17 protein-coding genes are annotated in these 17,010 nt (G+C 68.6%); 3 read left to right on the top strand and 14 right to left on the bottom strand.

Annotated features, from left to right (window positions below; translation table 11 throughout):
* Positions 1–76 precede the first annotated feature (76 nt).
* Positions 77–1,273, top strand: coding sequence for an MFS transporter (locus L0C60_RS04225; protein WP_234507722.1), 1,197 nt, complete (start codon positions 77–79; stop codon positions 1,271–1,273).
* On the opposite strand, the gene L0C60_RS04220 is transcribed toward L0C60_RS04225, so the two are convergent.
* From L0C60_RS04220 to hpaI, 14 genes are all read right to left on the bottom strand, one after another.
* Complete coding sequence (locus L0C60_RS04220) at positions 1,214–2,008, bottom strand: SDR family NAD(P)-dependent oxidoreductase (RefSeq protein ID WP_234507720.1); 795 nt, start codon at positions 2,006–2,008, stop codon at positions 1,214–1,216. The two genes, L0C60_RS04225 and L0C60_RS04220, sit on opposite strands and share 60 nt — an antisense overlap.
* Before the next feature lie 36 nt (positions 2,009–2,044).
* Positions 2,045–2,461 carry a thioesterase family protein gene (locus L0C60_RS04215; protein ID WP_234507718.1) on the bottom strand — a complete coding sequence of 139 codons (417 nt, stop codon included), beginning with the start codon at positions 2,459–2,461 and terminating at the stop codon, positions 2,045–2,047.
* Between the two features lie 2 nt (positions 2,462–2,463).
* Positions 2,464–3,798: a phenylacetate--CoA ligase family protein gene (locus L0C60_RS04210; protein ID WP_234507715.1), complete on the bottom strand. Its 1,335-nt coding sequence runs from the start codon at positions 3,796–3,798 to the stop codon at positions 2,464–2,466.
* Positions 3,755–4,159 (bottom strand): hydroxyphenylacetyl-CoA thioesterase PaaI, encoded by a 405-nt coding sequence (gene paaI, locus L0C60_RS04205; RefSeq protein ID WP_234507713.1) that lies wholly within the window; start codon positions 4,157–4,159, stop codon positions 3,755–3,757. The genes L0C60_RS04210 and paaI overlap by 44 nt, the downstream gene beginning before the upstream one ends.
* Positions 4,156–4,881: an ABC transporter ATP-binding protein gene (locus L0C60_RS04200; protein WP_234507711.1), complete on the bottom strand. Its 726-nt coding sequence runs from the start codon at positions 4,879–4,881 to the stop codon at positions 4,156–4,158. Before L0C60_RS04200 ends, paaI begins: the two co-directional genes overlap by 4 nt.
* Positions 4,881–6,632, bottom strand: a complete 1,752-nt coding sequence (locus L0C60_RS04195) for a branched-chain amino acid ABC transporter ATP-binding protein/permease (protein ID WP_234507709.1) — start codon at positions 6,630–6,632, stop codon at positions 4,881–4,883. Before L0C60_RS04195 ends, L0C60_RS04200 begins: the two co-directional genes overlap by 1 nt.
* On the bottom strand, positions 6,632–7,609 hold the full coding sequence (locus tag L0C60_RS04190) for a branched-chain amino acid ABC transporter permease (protein WP_234507707.1): 978 nt from the start codon (positions 7,607–7,609) through the stop codon (positions 6,632–6,634). The genes L0C60_RS04195 and L0C60_RS04190 overlap by 1 nt, the downstream gene beginning before the upstream one ends.
* Positions 7,610–7,612: 3 nt before the next feature.
* Positions 7,613–8,785 (bottom strand): ABC transporter substrate-binding protein, encoded by a 1,173-nt coding sequence (locus L0C60_RS04185; RefSeq protein ID WP_234507705.1) that lies wholly within the window; start codon positions 8,783–8,785, stop codon positions 7,613–7,615.
* Positions 8,786–8,880: 95 nt separating this feature from the next.
* Positions 8,881–9,840 (bottom strand): 3,4-dihydroxyphenylacetate 2,3-dioxygenase, encoded by a 960-nt coding sequence (gene hpaD, locus L0C60_RS04180; RefSeq protein ID WP_243092533.1) that lies wholly within the window; start codon positions 9,838–9,840, stop codon positions 8,881–8,883.
* Positions 9,828–10,274: a 4-hydroxyphenylacetate 3-monooxygenase reductase subunit gene (gene hpaC, locus L0C60_RS04175; RefSeq protein WP_234507798.1), complete on the bottom strand. Its 447-nt coding sequence runs from the start codon at positions 10,272–10,274 to the stop codon at positions 9,828–9,830. The genes hpaD and hpaC overlap by 13 nt, the downstream gene beginning before the upstream one ends.
* Before the next feature lie 5 nt (positions 10,275–10,279).
* Complete coding sequence (gene hpaB / locus L0C60_RS04170; RefSeq protein WP_234507701.1) at positions 10,280–11,737, bottom strand: 4-hydroxyphenylacetate 3-monooxygenase, oxygenase component; 1,458 nt, start codon at positions 11,735–11,737, stop codon at positions 10,280–10,282.
* An 11-nt stretch (positions 11,738–11,748) separates the two neighbouring features.
* A complete protein-coding gene (gene hpaE, locus L0C60_RS04165; protein ID WP_243092532.1) occupies positions 11,749–13,296 on the bottom strand; it encodes a 5-carboxymethyl-2-hydroxymuconate semialdehyde dehydrogenase in 1,548 nt (515 codons plus the stop codon).
* Positions 13,293–14,033, bottom strand: a complete 741-nt coding sequence (locus L0C60_RS04160; RefSeq protein ID WP_234507697.1) for a fumarylacetoacetate hydrolase family protein — start codon at positions 14,031–14,033, stop codon at positions 13,293–13,295. Before L0C60_RS04160 ends, hpaE begins: the two co-directional genes overlap by 4 nt.
* A complete protein-coding gene (hpaI, locus tag L0C60_RS04155; protein WP_234507695.1) occupies positions 14,030–14,923 on the bottom strand; it encodes a 2,4-dihydroxyhept-2-ene-1,7-dioic acid aldolase in 894 nt (297 codons plus the stop codon). Before hpaI ends, L0C60_RS04160 begins: the two co-directional genes overlap by 4 nt.
* Before the next feature lie 147 nt (positions 14,924–15,070).
* Here hpaI and L0C60_RS04150 point away from each other — a divergent pair, with 147 nt between their 5' ends.
* A complete protein-coding gene (locus L0C60_RS04150) occupies positions 15,071–16,444 on the top strand; it encodes a PucR family transcriptional regulator (RefSeq protein WP_234507797.1) in 1,374 nt (457 codons plus the stop codon).
* A gap of 9 nt (positions 16,445–16,453) precedes the next feature.
* Positions 16,454–16,879 (top strand): hypothetical protein, encoded by a 426-nt coding sequence (locus L0C60_RS04145; protein WP_234507694.1) that lies wholly within the window; start codon positions 16,454–16,456, stop codon positions 16,877–16,879.
* Positions 16,880–17,010 lie beyond the last annotated feature (131 nt).

The raw sequence follows: 17,010 nt of genomic DNA, 5'->3' as shown, positions 1-17,010 counted from the left end.
ATGGTGCACCCAAGGCCACCTTTGGGACAAGGAAAGCCGCCACACCCCTTCCCCCCAAGGGAAGTAGGCTTACCCCATGGACCGGCGGCTATACGCCCTCCTTTCCGGCGTGCTCCTCGGGACGATAAGCGAAAGCAGCCTGGCCCCCGCGCTGCCCCTCCTACAAGAAGCCTTCGCCGTGGGGCCCGAGAGGGCGCAAGGGGTGGTGTCCATGGGGCTTCTGGGGGCGGCCCTGGCCTACCTGCCCATGGCGGGCCTGGCGGGGCGGGTAGGGGCGGGAAGGCTCTTTCGGCTCGGGCTCCTCCTCCACGCCCTCTTCGCCCTCCTCCTCGCCCTGGCCCCAGGGCTTTGGGCCCTTTACCTCCTCCGCTTCCTCCAGGGGGTGGCCACGGCCATGGTGGTGGGGCTCGTGCCGGGCCTGGCCGCCACCGCCTTTCCCCAGGCCCGGGGCTACGCCTTGGGTATGGTGGCGAGCACCGTGGCCACGGGCACCCTCCTGGGCCCCGCCCTGGGAGGGCTTGCCGCCGGGGTTAGCCTCCGCTGGGTCTTCCTCCTGCCCCTCCCCGCCGCCCTCCTCGCCCTCCTCCTTTCGGGAAACCTCCCGGACCTTCCCAAACAGGAAGGCTCTTTGGGGAGGCTCCTTTTCGCCCCCGGGTTCCTCCGGGCCCTCCTGGCCACGGGCCTTTACTTCCTCCACACCCTAGGGACCACGGTGGCCCTGGCCTTCCACCTGGGAGCCGAGGGGCTATCCCCTAGGGCCATCGGGGGGCTTCTCCTCCTGGGGCCCTTGCAACTTCTCCTCCTGGGGGCGTGGGCGGGCAAGGTGGCGGACCGGCTCGGCTACCGCCGGGTGGCCCTCCTTGGGGCCTACCTCCTGGTGGGGGCGGGGGTGGCCTTCGCCTTCTTGCCCCTCCTCCATCCCCTTTGGGGGGCGGCCCTGGGCCTTGCCCTCTTGGGGGTAGGGCGCGCCCTTTTCCAGGCGGCCAACAACGCCTTGGTCCTCTCCCTGGCGCCCCCGGGGACGGAGGGGCTCGCCTCGGGGGCCCTCTCCGTGGCCCGCTCCTTGGGGCAGGCTGTGGGAAGCGCCCTGGCCGGGGGGAGCCTGGGGCTTTTTTACCGGCTTTTCCCCCACCACGGCTTGGCCTTCGCCGCCACCGCCCTCCTCCTCACCGGGCTCATGGGGCTTGCCGCCCTCGGGGTGCGAGGAGGGGGCCTAGCCCAGGAGATGGGCCATGCGCCGTTGGATGAGCCGGGTGGCCCAAAGGGGGCTTAGGCGGTAGAGGAGGTCCATGGTGCGGGCGTCCTGGCCCAAAAGGACCCGGAAGGCATCCCGCTCCACGGCGTCCAGGAGGATGCGGGCGGCCGCCTGGGGTTCCAGAACGGGAACATTTGCCCCTTCTGCTCTTGGGGCCTCCACCCCCGAGTGCTGGGCGATCCCCGTGCGCATGGCCCCGGGCAACACCAGGGTGACCCGCACCGGGGTGCCCTGGAGCTCCGCCCAAAGGGCCTCCGTGAGGAGCTTCACCGCCGCCTTGGAAGCCCCGTAGACCGCCTGCCCCGGCACCGGCACGAAGGCCCCCATGCTGGACACGTTCACCAGGTGGGCCTCAGGGCGCTTAAGAAGCCTCGGCAGGAAGGCACGGGTCATGTACAGGGTCCCGTAGAAGTTCACCCGCATCACCCGCTCTATGGCCGCCTCGTCCAGGTCCAGGAGGCGCTTGAAGGGCTGGATGATGCCGGCGTTGTTGATGAGGCCGTCCACCTGCCCGTGCGCCCTTTCCACCTCCTCGGGCAAGGCCGCCACCCTCGCCTTGTCCGTAATGTCCAGGGGGTGGAGGCTAAGCCCAGGGGCCAGGCTCCCCGCCTGGGCCTCGGTTTCCCTTAGGCCCTCCTCCCTAAGGTCCACCGCCGCCACCCTGGCCCCCCGTCTCAGGAGCTCTAGGGCCAGGGCCTGGCCCAGGCCGCTTCCTGCGCCCGTGACCACCACCACTTTGCCGCTGAGCTTCATACGGCCTCCCCCTCGAGGATACCCCCAAAGGGAAGCCTACCCCGCCTTCGCCCAGCGCTCCCTGAGCTTTTGGAAGAGGGCCTCCACCTTGGCCTTGGGCAGGATCACCTGCTCCGTGCGCCCCACGCCGATCAGGTCCCCCAGCTCGTTGTAGGCCTCCATGGTGGCGTGGACCCGGTTCCCCTCCGTGCGCTCGTGCCGGGCCACGATCCGGATCCGCATCCCCGGGAGGGCCGAGGCCAGGTGCCGCACCTCCACGTAGCTCCCAATCCCCTCCTCCCCCTCTTCCAAAAAGGGAAGGATGATCTTCCGCCCGGCGAGCTCCATGTGCTTGGCCATCCAGTAGGTGGCGTAGACGGGGTGCACGGGCCCGAGCTCCTCAAAGTTCACGGTCATCTCCTCCGTGACCACCGTCTCAAAGGTGGCCTCGTAGCCTTCGGGTATGGGGCGCATGGCTACTTGCGCAGGTCCAAAACCCGCCTTAGCTTCCCCCCTTCGCTCCGCGGGGCCTCCCCGGGGGCGAGGAGGGTCACCTTCATGGTGACGCCGATGGTGTCCTTGATCTTGTGGGCCACCTTCTCCCTGAGGGCGTGGAGGCGGTGGTCCGCCTCAACGACCTCGTCGGAAAGGGCCTTTTTGCCGATCTCCTGGAAGAAGGCCTCGGAAACCTCCACCTTGAGCTCCGCCTCGTCCAGGGTGCCCTCCCGCCGCACCACGATCTGGTAGTAGGGCTCCACCTCGGGAATGCCCAGGAGCACCGCCTCCACCTGCGTGGGGTAGACGTTCACCCCGCGGATGATGAGCATGTCGTCGGTGCGCCCCAGGATGGGCCCCATGCGCACGTGGGTGCGGCCGCAGGAACAGGCCTCGTAGGTGAGGAAGGTCAGGTCCCCCGTCCAGTAGCGGAGGAGGGGCATGGCCTCCTTGGTGAGGGTGGTAAATACCAGAACCCCCACCTTCCCCTCGGGCAAGGGCTCCCCGGTGTCTGGGTCCACCACCTCGGGCAGGAAGTGGTCCTCCCAGATGTGGCTACCCTGGCGCTCCTCCACGCACTCGTTGGCCACCCCGGGGCCGATGATCTCCGATAGGCCGTAGATGTTGGTGCTCCTAACCCCAAGCCCCTCGTCCACCTGCTTGCGGATGGCCTCGGTCCAGGGCTCGGCCCCCAGGACGGCGTACTCCAGGGACAGGGCCTCAGGGGAAACCCCCCGCTTGCGGAACTCCTCCGCCAAGGTCTGGGCGTAGGAGGGGGTGCAGGAGATCACCTCGGGCCGGAAGTCCTGGATGAGCATGACCTGGCGCTCCGTCATCCCCCCGGAAACGGGCACCACGGTCATCCCCAAGGCCTCCGCCCCCCCGTGGAGGCCAAGCCCCCCCGTGAAGAGGCCGTAGCCGTAGGCGTTGTGGAGCATCATCCCGGGCCTCGCCCCCGCTGCGGCCAGGGAGCGGGCCACCACCTCGGCGAAGATGCCGAGGTCCTTCTTGGTGTAGCCCACCACCGTGGGCTTGCCGGTGGTGCCGCTAGAGGCGTGGATGCGGGCCACCTCCTCCCGGGGCACGGCGAAGAGGCCGAAGGGGTAGTTTTCCCTAAGGTGGTCCTTCTTGGTGAAGGGAAGCTTGGGGAGGTCCATCAGGCCCCGGATATCCCCGGGCCTCACCCCCGCCTCGTCCAGAAGCCTCCGGTAAAAGGGCACCCTCTCGTAAACGTAGGCCACCACCTGGCGTAGCCTTTCCTCCTGCAAGGCCCTAAGCTTCTCCCTGGGAAGGGTTTCCAACTCCGGTTGGTACATCCTCACCTCCTAAGCGAAACACCGTGCCCGTGAAGAGGGCCACCAGCCTGCCCTGCGAAACCACCTCCACCCGGTAGGTGGCGGTGCGCCGGGAGAGGTTCACCTCCACCGCCTCCGCCTCCACCCAGGCCCCGGCCTGGAGGGGCCGGAAGTAGTCCATGCGGCAGGAGAGGGCCACGGCGGGCCCCCGGGAGTTGGAGGCGAGGGCGAAGGCGCTGTCGGCCAGGGCGTAGAGGAAACCCCCGTGGGCCGTGCCGTGGAGGTTGAGGTGGGCCCTCTCCACCCGGCCCCCCACCCTGGCCTCCCCGGGGGCCAGGTGGAGCACCGTTAGGCCCAAGGCCTCCATGAAGGGGTCCCTCATCCCTCCTCCACCTCCCGTCTAAGGCCCAGGTAGGCCTCCACCACCTTGGGGTTTTGCCGTAGCTCCTGGGCGGTTCCCTCCAGGGCCATCTCCCCCGCCTCCAATACCAGGCCCCGGTCGGCGAGCTCCAGGGCCACCTTGGCGTTCTGCTCCACCAGGAGGAGCGTGACCCCTTCCCCCTTTAGGCCGGCCAGGATGCGGTAGATCTCCCGCACCATCAAGGGGGCAAGCCCCAAGGAGGGCTCGTCCAATAGGAGCAGGCGGGGCCGCGCCATGAGGGCGCGGCCGATGGCCAGCATCTGCTGCTCCCCCCCAGAGAGCGTCCCCGCAAGCTGCCCCCGCCTTTCCCTCAGCCTAGGGAAGAGGCCATAGACCCGCTCCAGATCGGGCCTCAGGTCCTCCCCCCTCCGGAACCGGTGGAACCCCCCGAGGCGGAGGTTGTCCTCCACGGAAAGCCCGGGGAAGAGGGCGCGCCCCTCCGGCACCAGGACGAGGCCCCGCTTGAGGAGGCCCTCCGGGCTCCGCGCCGCCAGGACCTCCCCGTCCAGGAGGACGCGGCCCTCCGCCTTGGCCAAGCCCAAGAGCCCGCGGAGGACGCTCGTCTTCCCCGCCCCGTTGGGGCCGATCACCGCCAGGGCCTCCCCCTCCTCCAGGGCGAAGGACACCCCCCGCACCGCCTCCAGGGGCCCGTAGCGCACGGTGAGGCCTTCCACCCGGAGCATCAGGCCACCTCCTCCCCCAGGTAGGCGGCCCGCACCAGGGGGTTCCTCTGCACCTCCGCCGGGCTTCCCTCGGCGATCTTCTCCCCGTAGTTCATCACCACCACCCGGTCCGCCAGGCCCATGACCAGGTCCATGTCGTGGTCCACGAGGAGGAGGGTGTACCCCTCCCGGGCGAGGGCCCGGAGGAGGTGGGCGAGCTCCCGCTTCTCCCCCGCCCGAAGCCCCGCCCCCGGCTCGTCCAAAAGGAGGACCTCCGCCCCCGAGGCGAGGAGGCGGGCGATCTCCAAAAGCCTTTGCTGCCCCACGCTAAGCCGCTCCGCCCGCTCCCAGGCCAAGGACTCGAGGCCCACCCGCTTGAGGGCCCGGTAGGCGGTGGCGAGGGCCCTGGCCTCCTCCTTCCGGTGGAGGCCCAGGAGGACGCTAAGGAAGTCCGCGCGGGTGCGGGCGTAGGTGCCCAAGGCGGCGTTCTCCAAGACGGAAAGCTCGGGGAAGAGGTGGGGGTGTTGGAAGGTGCGCCCAAGGCCCAGGCGGTGGATGCGGAAAGGGGCCAGGCCCGTCACCTCCCGGCCGAAGAGGAAGACCCTGCCCCCATCCGGGGCCAGGGCCCCGGTGATGAGGTTGAACACCGTGGTCTTCCCCGCCCCGTTGGGGCCGATGAGGGCCAGGATCTCCCCCCGCCTCAGGGCGAAGGAAACCCCGTTCACGGCGAGGAGGCCGCCGAAAGCCTTCTTGAGGTTCTCCACCCGGAGCACCTCCTCCCCCTGGGCCCCTTGGGGCGGGGCGAGGGGGAGGGGCTCGGCCTCGGGGAGGCGCCCTTCCTTCCGGGGAAGCCGCGCGGCAAGGAGGGGCCAAAGCCCCTTGGGGGCCAAGAGGAGGATGAGGGCCAGGACGAGGCCGTAGCCGATGACCTCGTAGTTTCCCTGCCGGCCCAGGAGGAGGGGGAGGAGGTCCTTGAGCCAGTCCTCCAGCCCCGTGAAGAAGGCCGCCCCCAGCACCACCCCTGGGATGGTCCCCACCCCGCCCGCCACCGCCATGACCAGGTACTTGATGGAGGCCTCCAGGGAGAAGGGCGTGGGGTTCACGAAGCGCAGGAAGTGGGCGTAGAGGAAGCCCGCAAGCCCCGCCATGCCCCCCGCCAGGAGGAAGGCCTGGAGGCGGAGCCGGGCCGGGTCCACCCCGAAGCTCGCCGCCGCCAGGGCGTCCCCCCGCAGGGCGAGCAGCGCCCGGCCCAGGCGGCTAGCCCGCAGGTTGTCCAGGGCGAGGAGGAAAAGGACCAGGAGGAAAAGGCTAAAGAGGGCGTAGCGGAAGCCCGTGTCTAAGGGAAGGCCGAAGAGGGTCAAGGGGGGGAGGTCGGTGATCCCCGTGTGCCCCCCGGTGAGGCCCACCAGGTTCCCCGCCAGGATGTACAGGGCCACCTGCCAGGCGATGGTGGAGAGGGGCAGGAAGTGCCCTTTTAGCCGCACCGTGAGCCCCCCCAGGACCAAGGCCAGGAGGAGGGAGAGGAGGAGGCCGAGAAGGAGGCCAAGCCAGGGCGATAGCCCCGCCTTCACCGTGACGAGGGCGGTGGCGTAGGCCCCCATCCCCATGAAGGCCGCCTGGGCGAAGCTGGTCATCCCCGCCAGGCCCGTGAGCACGTAGAGGGAAAGGGCCACCAGGGCCGAGAGGGCGAAGAAGTTGAGGAGGGTGAGGTAGAAGGGAAAGGGCAGGAAGGCAAAGGGCAAAAGGACCAGGAGAAACCAAAGGTGGCGCATCACTCCTCCACCGCCCGCGCCTTGAGGCTTTGGTAAAAGAGGGCGGGCACCAAAAGGAGAAAGACCAGGGCCTCCTTGTAGGCGCTGGCGAAGAAACTGGTGAAGCTCTCAAAAAACCCCACCAAAAGCGCCCCCAAGAAGGCCACCGGGTAGCTGGCAAGCCCCCCCAGGATGGCGGCCACGAAGCCCTTGAGCCCCAGCATGAAGCCCATGAAGTAGGCGGCGTTGATGAGGGGGGCGAGGAGGAGGCCGGAGAGGCCCGCCATCAGGCTTGCGATGCCAAAGGCCACCATCCCCGCCTCCTCCGGGGAGATGCCCGTAAGCCTGGCCCCAAGCCGGCTCTCCGCTGCCGCCAGAAGGGCCTTCCCGTAAAGGGAAAAGCGGAAGAAGGCGTAGAGGCCAAGGACGCTCAAGAGGGCGAAGAGGAGGACCAAGACCCCCTGCCAGGAAAGGCCCACCACCACCTCTCCCCTAAGGAGGGGCTCGGGGCGGAACTGCTCCGGGCCGAAGAAGACGAGGCCCAAGCCCTGGTAGGCCACGTGTAGGCCCACTGCCATGATGAGGAGGGAAAGCACCGTGGCCTCCCGCATGGGCTGGAAGAAGACCCGGTACGTGGCCACCCCCAGGTAGACCACCAGGAGGACCGCCGCCGGGTAAGCCAGGGGCTTCAGGAAGAGGGCGAGGAAAAAGAGGGCGGAAAGCCCCAAAGCCCCCAGGATGGGCCCCAAAGCCCCCCGCCCCCGCGCAACCCCCGCCCAGACGAGCCCCAAGACCAAGGCCAGCCAGAGCGTCCCCGGGATCTTCCCCTCCAGGAGCCAGACCAGGGAAAGGGGGGCGAACATGAGGAGCTCCCCGATGGGCACCAGGATCACCCGGGTCACGGCGAAGACCAACACCATGGCGATGGCCAAGAGCCCGTAGATGACCCCGTTCTGGAGCCCATCTAGGAGGAGGAAGCCCAGGATGCTAGCGTCCATGGCTTAGCGGAAGGTGCGCTCCAGCTTCCAGCGCCCTTTCTCCACCCGGACCATGACGGCGGCGTCCTCAAAGCGCAGGCCCAGGTGGTCCTCCTTGGTGAAGGTGAAAACCCCGTGGGTGGCCACCAGGTTCTTGGTGGCCTCAATCTCGTCCCTCAGGGCGGCGCGGAAGGCGGAAAGGTCCTTGTCGGGGTCTACCTTCTTCAAGGCCCTCTCCAGGGCCGGGCGCAGGATGAGCCAGGCGTCCCAGGCGTGGGCCCCGAAGGTGGAGTAGCTTCCGATGCCGTACTTGGCCTCGTAGCGCTGGATGTAGTCCAGGGCCACCCGCTTGGAGGGGAAGGTGCCGGGAAGCTGCTCCGCCACCAGGATGGGCCCGGCGGGAAGGAGGGTCCCCTCCACGTCCTGGCCGCCCACCCGCAGGAAATCGGGGTTCGCCACCCCGTGGGTCTGGTAGATGAGGCCCGGGTAGCCCCGCTCCTTCAGGGTGCGCTGGGGAAGGACCGCCGGGGTACCGCTCGCCCCGATGAGGATGGCGTCGGGCCGGCGGGCGATGAGGCGCAGGGCCTGGCCAGTGACGCTGGTGTCCGTGCGGTTGTAGCGCTCGCTGGCCACCACCTGGAGGCCTTTGGCCTTGGCCTCCGCCTCAAAGAAGCGGGCCCAGCCTTCCCCGTAGGCGTCGTTAAAGCCGATGTAGCCCACCGTTTTCACCCCCCGGGCCACCATGTCCGCCACGATGGCCCGGGCCATGAGCTCCTCCGTCTGCGGGGTCTTGAAGACCCAGAAGCGCTGGGCGTCCACCGGGTAGATGATGTCCTTGCTGGCCGCCAGGGAGATCATGGGCACCTTGGCCTCCGCCACCACGGGGATCATGCCCAAGGAGGCGGGGGTGGTGGTGGTGCCCACGATGGCCACGACGCCTTCCTCCACCAAGCGCCTCGTGTTCCGCACCGCCTGGGTGGTGTCCGAGGCGTCGTCCAGGATGACGAACTGCACCTTCCTCCCCGCCACCCCTCCCTGGCGGTCCAGGAGCTCTTGCAACATGAGGAAGGTGTTGCGCTCAGGGATGCCCAAGGAGGCGGCGGGCCCCGTGGCCGAGACCACCACCCCCACCTTCAAGGTGCCCTGCGCCCAAGCGGAAAGGGCCAGGGCCAACGCTACCGCCAACCAACGCTTCATCTCCTACCTCCTTTTTCCCACCGGGGTGCCCCGGATAGGGTCTAACTAACGGTCGTTTGGCTTCCAGTCTACTTAGGGACAAGTGTCCCGTCAAGCTAGATCACGTGTTCGGGGATGCCCGCTAGCCTCGAGGCCCGCCTGGGCACGGGGTTCCCCGAAGGGTCTAGAAGCAGGCTCCCCTCCAGGAACCAGCTCTTGGGCGTGCGGTGGCCCCAAAGGGTCTGGCGCCTGGGGTCGTTGAGGCTCCAGCGCACCGGGGGCAGGTCGGGGTCCACGGTGAGGTAGTCCGAGGTGTAAAGCTCCATCCGGTGCCCGTCCGGGTCCCGCAGGTAGAGGAACATGGCGTTGGAGATGCCGTGGCGCCCGGGGCCCCGCTCAATGGCGTCCGTGCGCCTCGCCCCCGCCAGGATGTCCGCCGCCCGGATCACCGCCATGGGGTCGGGAAGCCAGTAGGCGAAGTGGTGGAGCCTGGGGCCCTCCCCGTTGGTGAAGGCCACGTCGTGCACGTTCCCCTTGCGGTGGAGCCAGCTCGCCCAAAGCCTCCCCTCCTCGTCCTCCGTGTACTCCGTGAGGCGGAACCCCAAGGCCTCCTGGTAGTAGCGGGTGGCCCGGTCCACCTCCGGGGAGAAGAGGTTGACGTGGTCTATGCGGAGGACCCCGGGCCCCCGGTAGAGGTGGTACTCCTGGAGCATCCGGGGAAGCTTTTCCGCCTGGAAGTAGAAGGCCAAGGGGTAGCCGAAGGGGTCCTGCACCCGGAGGACCCTGGGACGGCCCCAGTCCGCCTCCTCCCGGTGGAAAAGCCCTTCCCTCTCCGCCCAGGCCTTAAGGGCGGAAAGGCCCTCCTCCGAGTTCACCTTGAAGCCTAGGGCGGCCACCGCCGCAAAAGGGGCCTCCGTAAGCTTCAGGCTCCACTCCCGCTCCTCGTAGCCCCTGAGGTAGGCCGCCTTGCCCTCCCGCCTTTCCAGGAGCATTCCCAAAAGCCCCTGGTAAAACTCCAGGCTCCTCTCCAGGTCCTGAACCCAAAGTTCCAGGAAACCTACCCTTACGATGGCCATACAAGCCTCCTGTAGCCGCGGGCGAAGTAGACGAGGGGCGGGCCCATTGCCCCAAGCTCCACCGCCTCCACCCGCCCCACCACGATCCGGTGGTCCCCGCCCGGGTAGAGGGCCTCGAGGCGGCACCTAAGGACCGCCAAGGCCCCCTCCACCCGGCCCTCCACCAGGCTCACCCCCTCCTTCGGCCTCCCGGCGAAGTGCTCGGAAACCCCTTCCTGCCCCTCCCGCAGAAAGCTCACCGTGAAGGCCCCCGCCCGCTCCAAAAGGGGCAAAAGCTTCGCCCCCTCGCTCACCGCCAAGGCCACCAAGGGGGGCCTGAGGCTTAGGGACATGAAGGCGGTGGCGGTCATGCCCCGCTCCTCCCCCGCCCGGGCCGCCACCACGGTGACGCCGCTGGCGAAGCGGCTTAGGGCCTCCTTGAAGGCCTCCTCCAGGGAGGTCACGCCTCCACCTCCTCCTGGGCGAAGACGCCGAGGGAGGCCCTGAGGTACGCCCGGATCCGCTCCTTGTAGGGCTCCTTATCGTACACCTGGTAGAGGGTCTGGTACATGCGCACGGGGTCGCCGAAGAAGAAGCGCTCGTAAAGCTCCTGCCGGGCCCCAAAGCCGGAAAGGGTCATGTCCCAGGCCAGGCGGAAGAGGGCCACCCGCTCCCGGGCGTCCAGGGTGGCCCCTTGGAGGTACTTGTCCAGAAGGGGCGCCAAGGGGCCCTTGAAGTCCTTTTCCGAGGGCAGGGTGATGAGGCCCGAGGCCCCGATCTGCTCCAGGATTTCCCTTAGCCTCGGGTAAAGCCTCGGGTAGAGGTTCCGGGCCCCGTCCAAGGCCTTGCGGTCCGGCACCAGGAGGCCATAGGCGTTTTCCTTGGCCTCCTCCTCCGCCCGGGTCCAGAAGGCCTTCATGGCCTCGAGGTAGACGATGATCTCGGCGATCTTCTCCTGCACGTGGCCGTAGGCGTCGGCCCCGATGCCCTCGGCCATGAGGGCCGCTACCCCCAAGAAGGCCTCCGTCTTGGCCGTCTTCAGGGCCACCACCTGGTGGGCCATGTGGTTCAGGGCGCCCGTCTGGGCGTAGGCGTTGTTGCAAAGCTCCACGTTCCCCAGGATGAAGACCCGCTCCCAGGGCACCAGGACGTCGTCAAAGATGACGAGGCAGTCCATCTCCTCGAGGCGGCTAGAGAGGGGGTAGTCAAAGGGGCTATCCCCCCCCACCAGGGCCTCCCGGCAGACGAAGTGGAGCCCAGGGGTGGAGGTGGGAAGGGCGAAGGCGATGGCGTACTTCTCGCTCCCTGGCCCCTCCTTGAGGAGGGTGGAGGGGAAGATTAAGACCTCGTCCGCCAAGGGGAAGGTGGCGGTCATCCGGGCCCCCCGCACCACGATGCCCTTCTCCGTCTGCCGCACCACTCCCACGGGGATGTAGGGGTCGGGCTGGGCGGAAGGGGGCTTGGCCCGGTTCACCTGGGGGTTGGTGAGGGCGTGGGTGGTGGCCAGGTCGTGGTCCCGCAGGTAGCGGTAGTAGTTCCGGACGTTTTCGGCGAACTCCCCGAAGTACGCGGCGCTCGCCGCATAGGCCATGACCACGGCGTTCAGGTAGTCGGGGCTTCGGCCCATCATGCCCAGGTTCTGGTCCGCCCAGAGCTTGTAGGCCTGGCCCCGCCGCTTCAGGTCCTCCTTGGTCTTGGGGATGAGGAAGCTCATGCCGTGGCGCTTCCCCTCCGCCTCGTAGGTGAGGGCTTCCTGGAACCGGGGGTCGTGCTGCAGGTCGTAAAGGGCCGCCATGGTGCGCACGATCCCCCGGAAGACCGGGTGGGTGGTGGGGTCCTCCACCTTCTCCCCCTTGTACCAGAGGTTTGGGGGCCTCTCCCGCAGGGCCTCTATGTACTCCGCTCCCGTCCTCGCCATCCTTCACCTCCTCACTTGCCGAACCTCGGAATGTGGGGGGGCCGCAAGGGGAGGGCCACGCTCTTCAGGTCGGTGTAGAACTCCAGGGCGTAGAACCCTCCCTCCCGCCGGTCCCCGCTCGCCTTCACCCCGCCGAAGGGGGTGGGCAGGTGGCGCACGTTGTGGCTATTGAGGTAGACCATGCCCGCCTCCAACTCCAAGGCCAGGCGGTGGGCCCGCTCCAGGTCCTTGGTAAAGACGTAGGCGGCGAGGCCGTACTTGGTATCGTTGGCCTTCCTGAGGGCGTCCTCCTTGTCCTTGAAGGGGATGGCCAAGAGCACCGGCCCGAAGATCTCCTCCTGGGCGATCCTCATGTGGTTCTCCCCCACGAAGAGGGTGGGCTCCAGGTAGTTGCCCTGGGAGAGGTCCTCCCCCCGGAAGGAGCGGGTGGCCCGCCTGCCCCCCACGAGGAGCCTTGCCCCTTCCTCGAGGCCCACCCGGACGTACCCCAGGACGCGCTCCAGGTGTTCGGGGTGGATCAGGGGCCCCACCTCCGTCTCGGGGTCCAAGGGGTGGCCCACGCGGATGGCCCTGGCCCTTTCCGCCACCTTGGCCACGAACTCCTCAAAGATGCCCTCCTCCACCAGGAGGCGGGAGCTCGCCGTGCACCTTTCCCCGTTGAAGGAGTAGATCTGGAAGACCACGGCGTCCAGGGCCCTTTCCAGGTCGGCGTCGGCGAAGACCAAGGCGGGGCTTTTCCCCCCGAGCTCCAAGGAAAGCCGCTTGAGGTGACGGGCGGCGTTCTGCATCACCACCTTCCCCGTCTCCGTCTCCCCGGTGAGGGTGATGAGGGGCACCAGGGGGTGGGCCACCAGGGCCGCCCCCGCCTCCTCCCCGAAGCCCTGGACCAGGTTGAAGACCCCAGGGGGCAGGTCCGCCTCCTGGAAGATCTCCGCCAGTTTGCTGGCGGTGAAGGGGCTCCACTCCGCCGGCTTCAGGACCACGGTATCCCCGAAGGCCAGGGCGGGGGCGATGCGCCAGGTGGAGAGCATCAGGGGGGCGTTCCAGGGGGTGATGATGCCCACGGGGCCCACGGGGACCCTAAGGGCGTAGTAGAGCCAGTCCCGGTCCACGGGGTAGGTGCGGTCCTCCATGGCGTGCTCGGCGTACTCGGCGTAGAAGGCGAAGTTCTCGGCGGCGCGGGCCACCTGGGCCCGCACGATGCGCAGGACCTGCCCGGCGTCCAGGCACTCCATCACGGCGAGCTCGTCGGCGTGCTTCTCTATGAGCTCCGCCACCTTGAGGAGGTAGCGCTTCCTCTCCTTGGCCTTGGTGCGGCTCCACGTGGCGAAGGCCTCGTGGGCCGCCCGGGCGGCGCGGTCCACCTCCCGCTCCCCGCCCCTCGCCGCATGGCCCAGGACCTCGTTGCTGGCGGGGTCCAGGGAGGGGAAGGTTTCCCCGCTTTCCGAGGGGAGGAACTCCCCCTTGATGAAGTGGAGGGCGGGCTTCTCCTGGAGGCGCCGCCGCACCGCCTCAATGGTTTCCCAAGGGATTCCCGCCACGGCGTCGGCGTACCTCATGCTTCCTCCTCTATGGGGTTTTCCAGGGCCCCCAGGCCCTCAATCTCCAGGCGCATCACGTCCCCCGGGTGGACCTGGCTGATCCCCTTGGGGGTGCCGGTGAGGAGGACATCGTAGGGCTCCAGGGTCATGAACTCGGAGATGAACGCCAAAAGCTCCGCCACGGAGTAGAGCATCCTCGAGGTGTGCCCCTCCTGCCGGAGCTCCCCGTTCACGTAGGCCCTTAGCCAGAGGTTCTGGGGGTCCTCCACCTCCCCCACCGCCAGGAAGGGCCCAAGGGGCAAGAAGGTGTCCCGCCCCTTGGCCCGGATGGGGGGGCGGAAGGTGTTCGTCACGTAGTCCCGGGCCACCAGGTCGTTGGCGATGGTGTAGCCGAGGACGTAGTCCAGGGCGTCCTTGGCCTTCACCCGCTTCATGGGCCTCCCCACCACCACGGCGAGCTCCACCTCGTAGTGGACGAACCGCGCCCCCTTGGGGTAAAGCACCACCCCCTTGTGGGGGAGGAGGCTCGTGTTGGGCTTCCAGAAGAGGGCGGGCTCCTCGGGGCGGGCGAGGCCCAGTTCCTCGGCGTGGTCGGCGTAGTTCAGGGCCACCCCCAGGATCTTCCCCGGGGTGAAGGGGAGGAGCCAGGTCACCCCCTCGGGGTCGTGGGCCTCCCCCGCCTCGTCCAGGAGGAGGCCGTCCCTATAGACCCCCTGGTGCACCCTTCCCTTGGCGAGAAAGCGGGCGAGCTTCATGCCGCCTCCACGGGGACGAGGCCGTAGCGCTCCGCCATCCGCCGAAGCCGCATCTCCACCTCGGGGGTGGTGGGGCCCAAGGGGGGCCGCCACTCCTTCTCCAAAAGCCCCATCCAGGCGAGCACGGTCTTGAGGGGGATGGGGTTCGTGTCCCAGAAGATGGCCTCGTTGGCCTCGAGGAGGTAGTAGTGCATCTCCCTGGCCCCCTCGTAGTCCCCCGCCAGGGCCCTCTCGCAGAGGAGGGCCACCTCCTTGGGGAGCCAGTTGGCAGTGGCGGCGATGGTGCCCACCGCCCCCAGGCTCATCATGGGCAGGGTGAGGCTCTCCAGGCCGCAGAAGACGAGGAAGTCCCGCCCCGCCTCGGCGAAGAGGTGGGAGAGGTACTCCAGGTCCTTGGAGGAGTGCTTGAGGCCCACGATGTTGGGGAAGTCCCGCCGGAGGCGGGCCACGGTCTTAGGGGCGATCTCCACCCCCGCCCGCCCGGGGATGTTGTAGATGAGGAGGGGGAAGTCGGGCACCGCCTTGGCCACCTCGGCGAAGTAGCGGTAAAGGCCCTCCTGGTTGGGCTTCACGTAGTAGGGGACGATGACCATGGCCCCTTGCGCCCCCGCCTCCCGGGCGAAGCGGGTGAGCTCCAGGGTTTCCTCCAGGCGCAAGGCCCCCGTTCCCGGGATGACGGGCACCCTCCCCGCCACCTGGTCCAGGACCACCTCTAGGGCCCGTTTTCGCTCCTCCAGGGTCTGGGTGCCGGGCTCCCCCGTGGTTCCCCCCACGCTCACCCCGTGGGACCCCCCCTGCACCACCCGCTCCACCAGGCGGCGCAAGGCCTCCTCGTCTAGCTTGCCCTTGCGAAAGGGTGTGGGTAAGGGCGGTATGGAACCCTGGAACATGCGCTTCTCCTTTCGTTTCCCAGGATGCCTAGGGGGCGGGCTTCGGGCAATCGTACGGACAAACAAAGTTTCGGCGTCATTTGTTTAGATACACACTCTTCTCCGCCTTGCCCCGGACAAAGGCAGGTGGTATTGGTGAAATACACAATGCCCGAGGCAGAGTTTGGTCAAGACCCCATCTCCTTCACCGCCCTGGCGGAGGCCCTGGGCCTAACCCTCCGGGTCCCCACCTCCCGCCCCGCCCTCTTCGTCCTCCCCGAGCCCCGCCCGCTCCTCCCCCTGGAGGGGGCCCTCCTCCTCTTCCGCCCCGAGGGGAGCCTCTTCCGTTACCGGGCGGCCACGGGCTTCCTCCTCCCCGGGCCCGACCCCGAGGTGGAGGCCTTCGCCCAAAGCGAGGGCCTGGGCCTGGCCCTTTACCCCCCTTGGCTCGGCCGGGAGGAGGTGGAGAAGGCCCTCGCCCTCCGCCTCTTCGCCCTGGCGCCGGGCCTAGCCTTGGCAAGCCTCGTGGACCTCCTCCTGAAGCTTCCGGACCGCCCCTTCCTGGAGGTCCTGCACCAGGCCACGGGCCTGCCCCTGGCCCGGGTGGCCCCCTGGGGGGAGGTCCTGGGCTTCGCCGGCCCCGTGCCCCCCAGGCACCCCGAGGCTCCGGGGGAGGGCCGGGGGTGGCTTGCCCTCGAGGCCGGGGAAGGGGTGCTGGTGGCCTACGGGGAGGAGGGGGCGCTCAAGCGGGCGAGGGGGCTTCTGGAGGTGGCGGCCCGGCTCCTCAAGGTGCGCTCCTTGGAGAAAAGCCTGGAAAGGATGCGGGAGGAGTCCTTGGGGGCGGCGCTTCTGGAGGGCCTCATCCTGGGGGAGGCGGAGGCGGAAAGGCTTTTCGCCTTCGGCTTCGCCGAGGGGGTGGAGTGGGTCCTGGCCTTGGCCGAGCCCCCCGAGGTCCCGGGCCGCCACCGCCTGGCGGAGGAAAGGCGCAGGGAGGCCACCCTGGAACTGAGGCGCCAGGCGGGGGCCTACCTGGACCGGCTCGGCGTCCCCTACCTCCTCGCCACCCGGGGGAACCGGGTGGCAGCCATGTGGCAGGTGCATAGCCCCAAAAAGGAGGCGGAAGGGCTTCTCAAAGCCCTCATCCCGGGAAGCCGCCTGGGCTACTCCGCCGTCCACGCCGACCGGGCGGTGCAGGAGGCCTACCGCGAGGCCCTCATCGCCCTCAAGGCGGCGCGGGCGGGGGAGGCCCTCTCCTTCACAGGCCTGGACCCCGTGGCCTTCGTCCTCCTGCAACAGTCCCCGGAGGACCTCAGGGCCCTGGTGGAGCGTTACCTCCCCCTTCCCCCCAAGCTCCTTCGGACCCTCGAGGCCTACATGGCCTCGGGGAGCGTGGAGGAAGCGGCGAGCAGGCTCCACGTCCACCCCAACACCCTGCGCTACCGCCTGAAGCGCATTGAGGCCGTGGTGGGCCCCTTGGGCCAGCCGGAAACCCTGGCCCGGGTGCACCTCGCCCTCCGGGCCCGCGACCTCCTTTTGGGCTAAGATGCCCTTATGGGAAAGCTCAAGGTCTTGCTCGCCTTCTTGGCGCTAGGGGTAGGTTTGGCCCAAACCCTGGTGGAGGTGACGGCGGTGGCCGCCCTGAGCTCAAGCCTGGACCCGGCCGTGCGGCTTCCCGCAGGCTCCTACAAGGCCCGCAGCCCCGAACCCCTTCTCGCCCGCTTTCCCGAGGCCAAGGGGTACGCCCTCGAGGCCTTCGCCGCCAAGGGCCTAGCCGCCAGGCTCCACGCCACCTTCGTCCAGCAGGTGCTCACCGCCTTCGCCGCCGCTGGGTACTTCGTGGAAAGCCAGGAGGAGCGGGTGGTGGACGGGGAGGTGCGGACCAAGTACGTGCTCAAGGACAGCCTAGGACGGCCGGCCCTCCTCCTGGTGGTGCGGAAGGGGGATGAGTTGGTGTACGGGTTTGGCAAGCGTAAGTGAGACTTTTCACGATGTAACTTGCTTGTGCTAAAACTCTCCTCTAAACCCCATGCCCCACGTCCACACCCCAGACCCCCAGCCCACCCTTACCCAAAACTCCTCCCCCTCCAACGCAAGCGAACCCCACCACC

The organism is Thermus hydrothermalis (assembly GCF_022760925.1).
Taxonomy (GTDB): domain Bacteria; phylum Deinococcota; class Deinococci; order Deinococcales; family Thermaceae; genus Thermus; species Thermus hydrothermalis.
The sequence above is the reverse complement of the archived record's forward strand: the minus strand, read 5'-3'. Positions and strand labels throughout refer to the sequence as shown.

Excerpts from the sequence above, each read along its gene's own strand:
- L0C60_RS04160 (WP_234507697.1), bottom strand. The coding sequence starts at position 14,033 with ATGAAGCTCGCCCGCTTTCTCGCCAAGGGAAGGGTGCACCAGGGGGTC.
- hpaB (WP_234507701.1), bottom strand. The coding sequence starts at position 11,737 with ATGGCGAGGACGGGAGCGGAGTACATAGAGGCCCTGCGGGAGAGGCCC.
- L0C60_RS04220 (WP_234507720.1), bottom strand. The coding sequence starts at position 2,008 with ATGAAGCTCAGCGGCAAAGTGGTGGTGGTCACGGGCGCAGGAAGCGGC.
- L0C60_RS04195 (WP_234507709.1), bottom strand. The coding sequence starts at position 6,632 with ATGCGCCACCTTTGGTTTCTCCTGGTCCTTTTGCCCTTTGCCTTCCTG.
- hpaD (WP_243092533.1), bottom strand. The coding sequence starts at position 9,840 with ATGGCCATCGTAAGGGTAGGTTTCCTGGAACTTTGGGTTCAGGACCTG.
- hpaE (WP_243092532.1), bottom strand. The coding sequence starts at position 13,296 with ATGAGGTACGCCGACGCCGTGGCGGGAATCCCTTGGGAAACCATTGAG.
- L0C60_RS04185 (WP_234507705.1), bottom strand. The coding sequence starts at position 8,785 with ATGAAGCGTTGGTTGGCGGTAGCGTTGGCCCTGGCCCTTTCCGCTTGG.
- L0C60_RS04225 (WP_234507722.1), top strand. The coding sequence starts at position 77 with ATGGACCGGCGGCTATACGCCCTCCTTTCCGGCGTGCTCCTCGGGACG.
- L0C60_RS04200 (WP_234507711.1), bottom strand. The coding sequence starts at position 4,881 with ATGCTCCGGGTGGAAGGCCTCACCGTGCGCTACGGGCCCCTGGAGGCG.
- hpaI (WP_234507695.1), bottom strand. The coding sequence starts at position 14,923 with ATGTTCCAGGGTTCCATACCGCCCTTACCCACACCCTTTCGCAAGGGC.
- L0C60_RS04210 (WP_234507715.1), bottom strand. The coding sequence starts at position 3,798 with ATGTACCAACCGGAGTTGGAAACCCTTCCCAGGGAGAAGCTTAGGGCC.
- L0C60_RS04150 (WP_234507797.1), top strand. The coding sequence starts at position 15,071 with ATGCCCGAGGCAGAGTTTGGTCAAGACCCCATCTCCTTCACCGCCCTG.
- L0C60_RS04215 (WP_234507718.1), bottom strand. The coding sequence starts at position 2,461 with ATGCGCCCCATACCCGAAGGCTACGAGGCCACCTTTGAGACGGTGGTC.
- L0C60_RS04145 (WP_234507694.1), top strand. The coding sequence starts at position 16,454 with ATGGGAAAGCTCAAGGTCTTGCTCGCCTTCTTGGCGCTAGGGGTAGGT.
- L0C60_RS04190 (WP_234507707.1), bottom strand. The coding sequence starts at position 7,609 with ATGGACGCTAGCATCCTGGGCTTCCTCCTCCTAGATGGGCTCCAGAAC.
- paaI (WP_234507713.1), bottom strand. The coding sequence starts at position 4,159 with ATGAGGGACCCCTTCATGGAGGCCTTGGGCCTAACGGTGCTCCACCTG.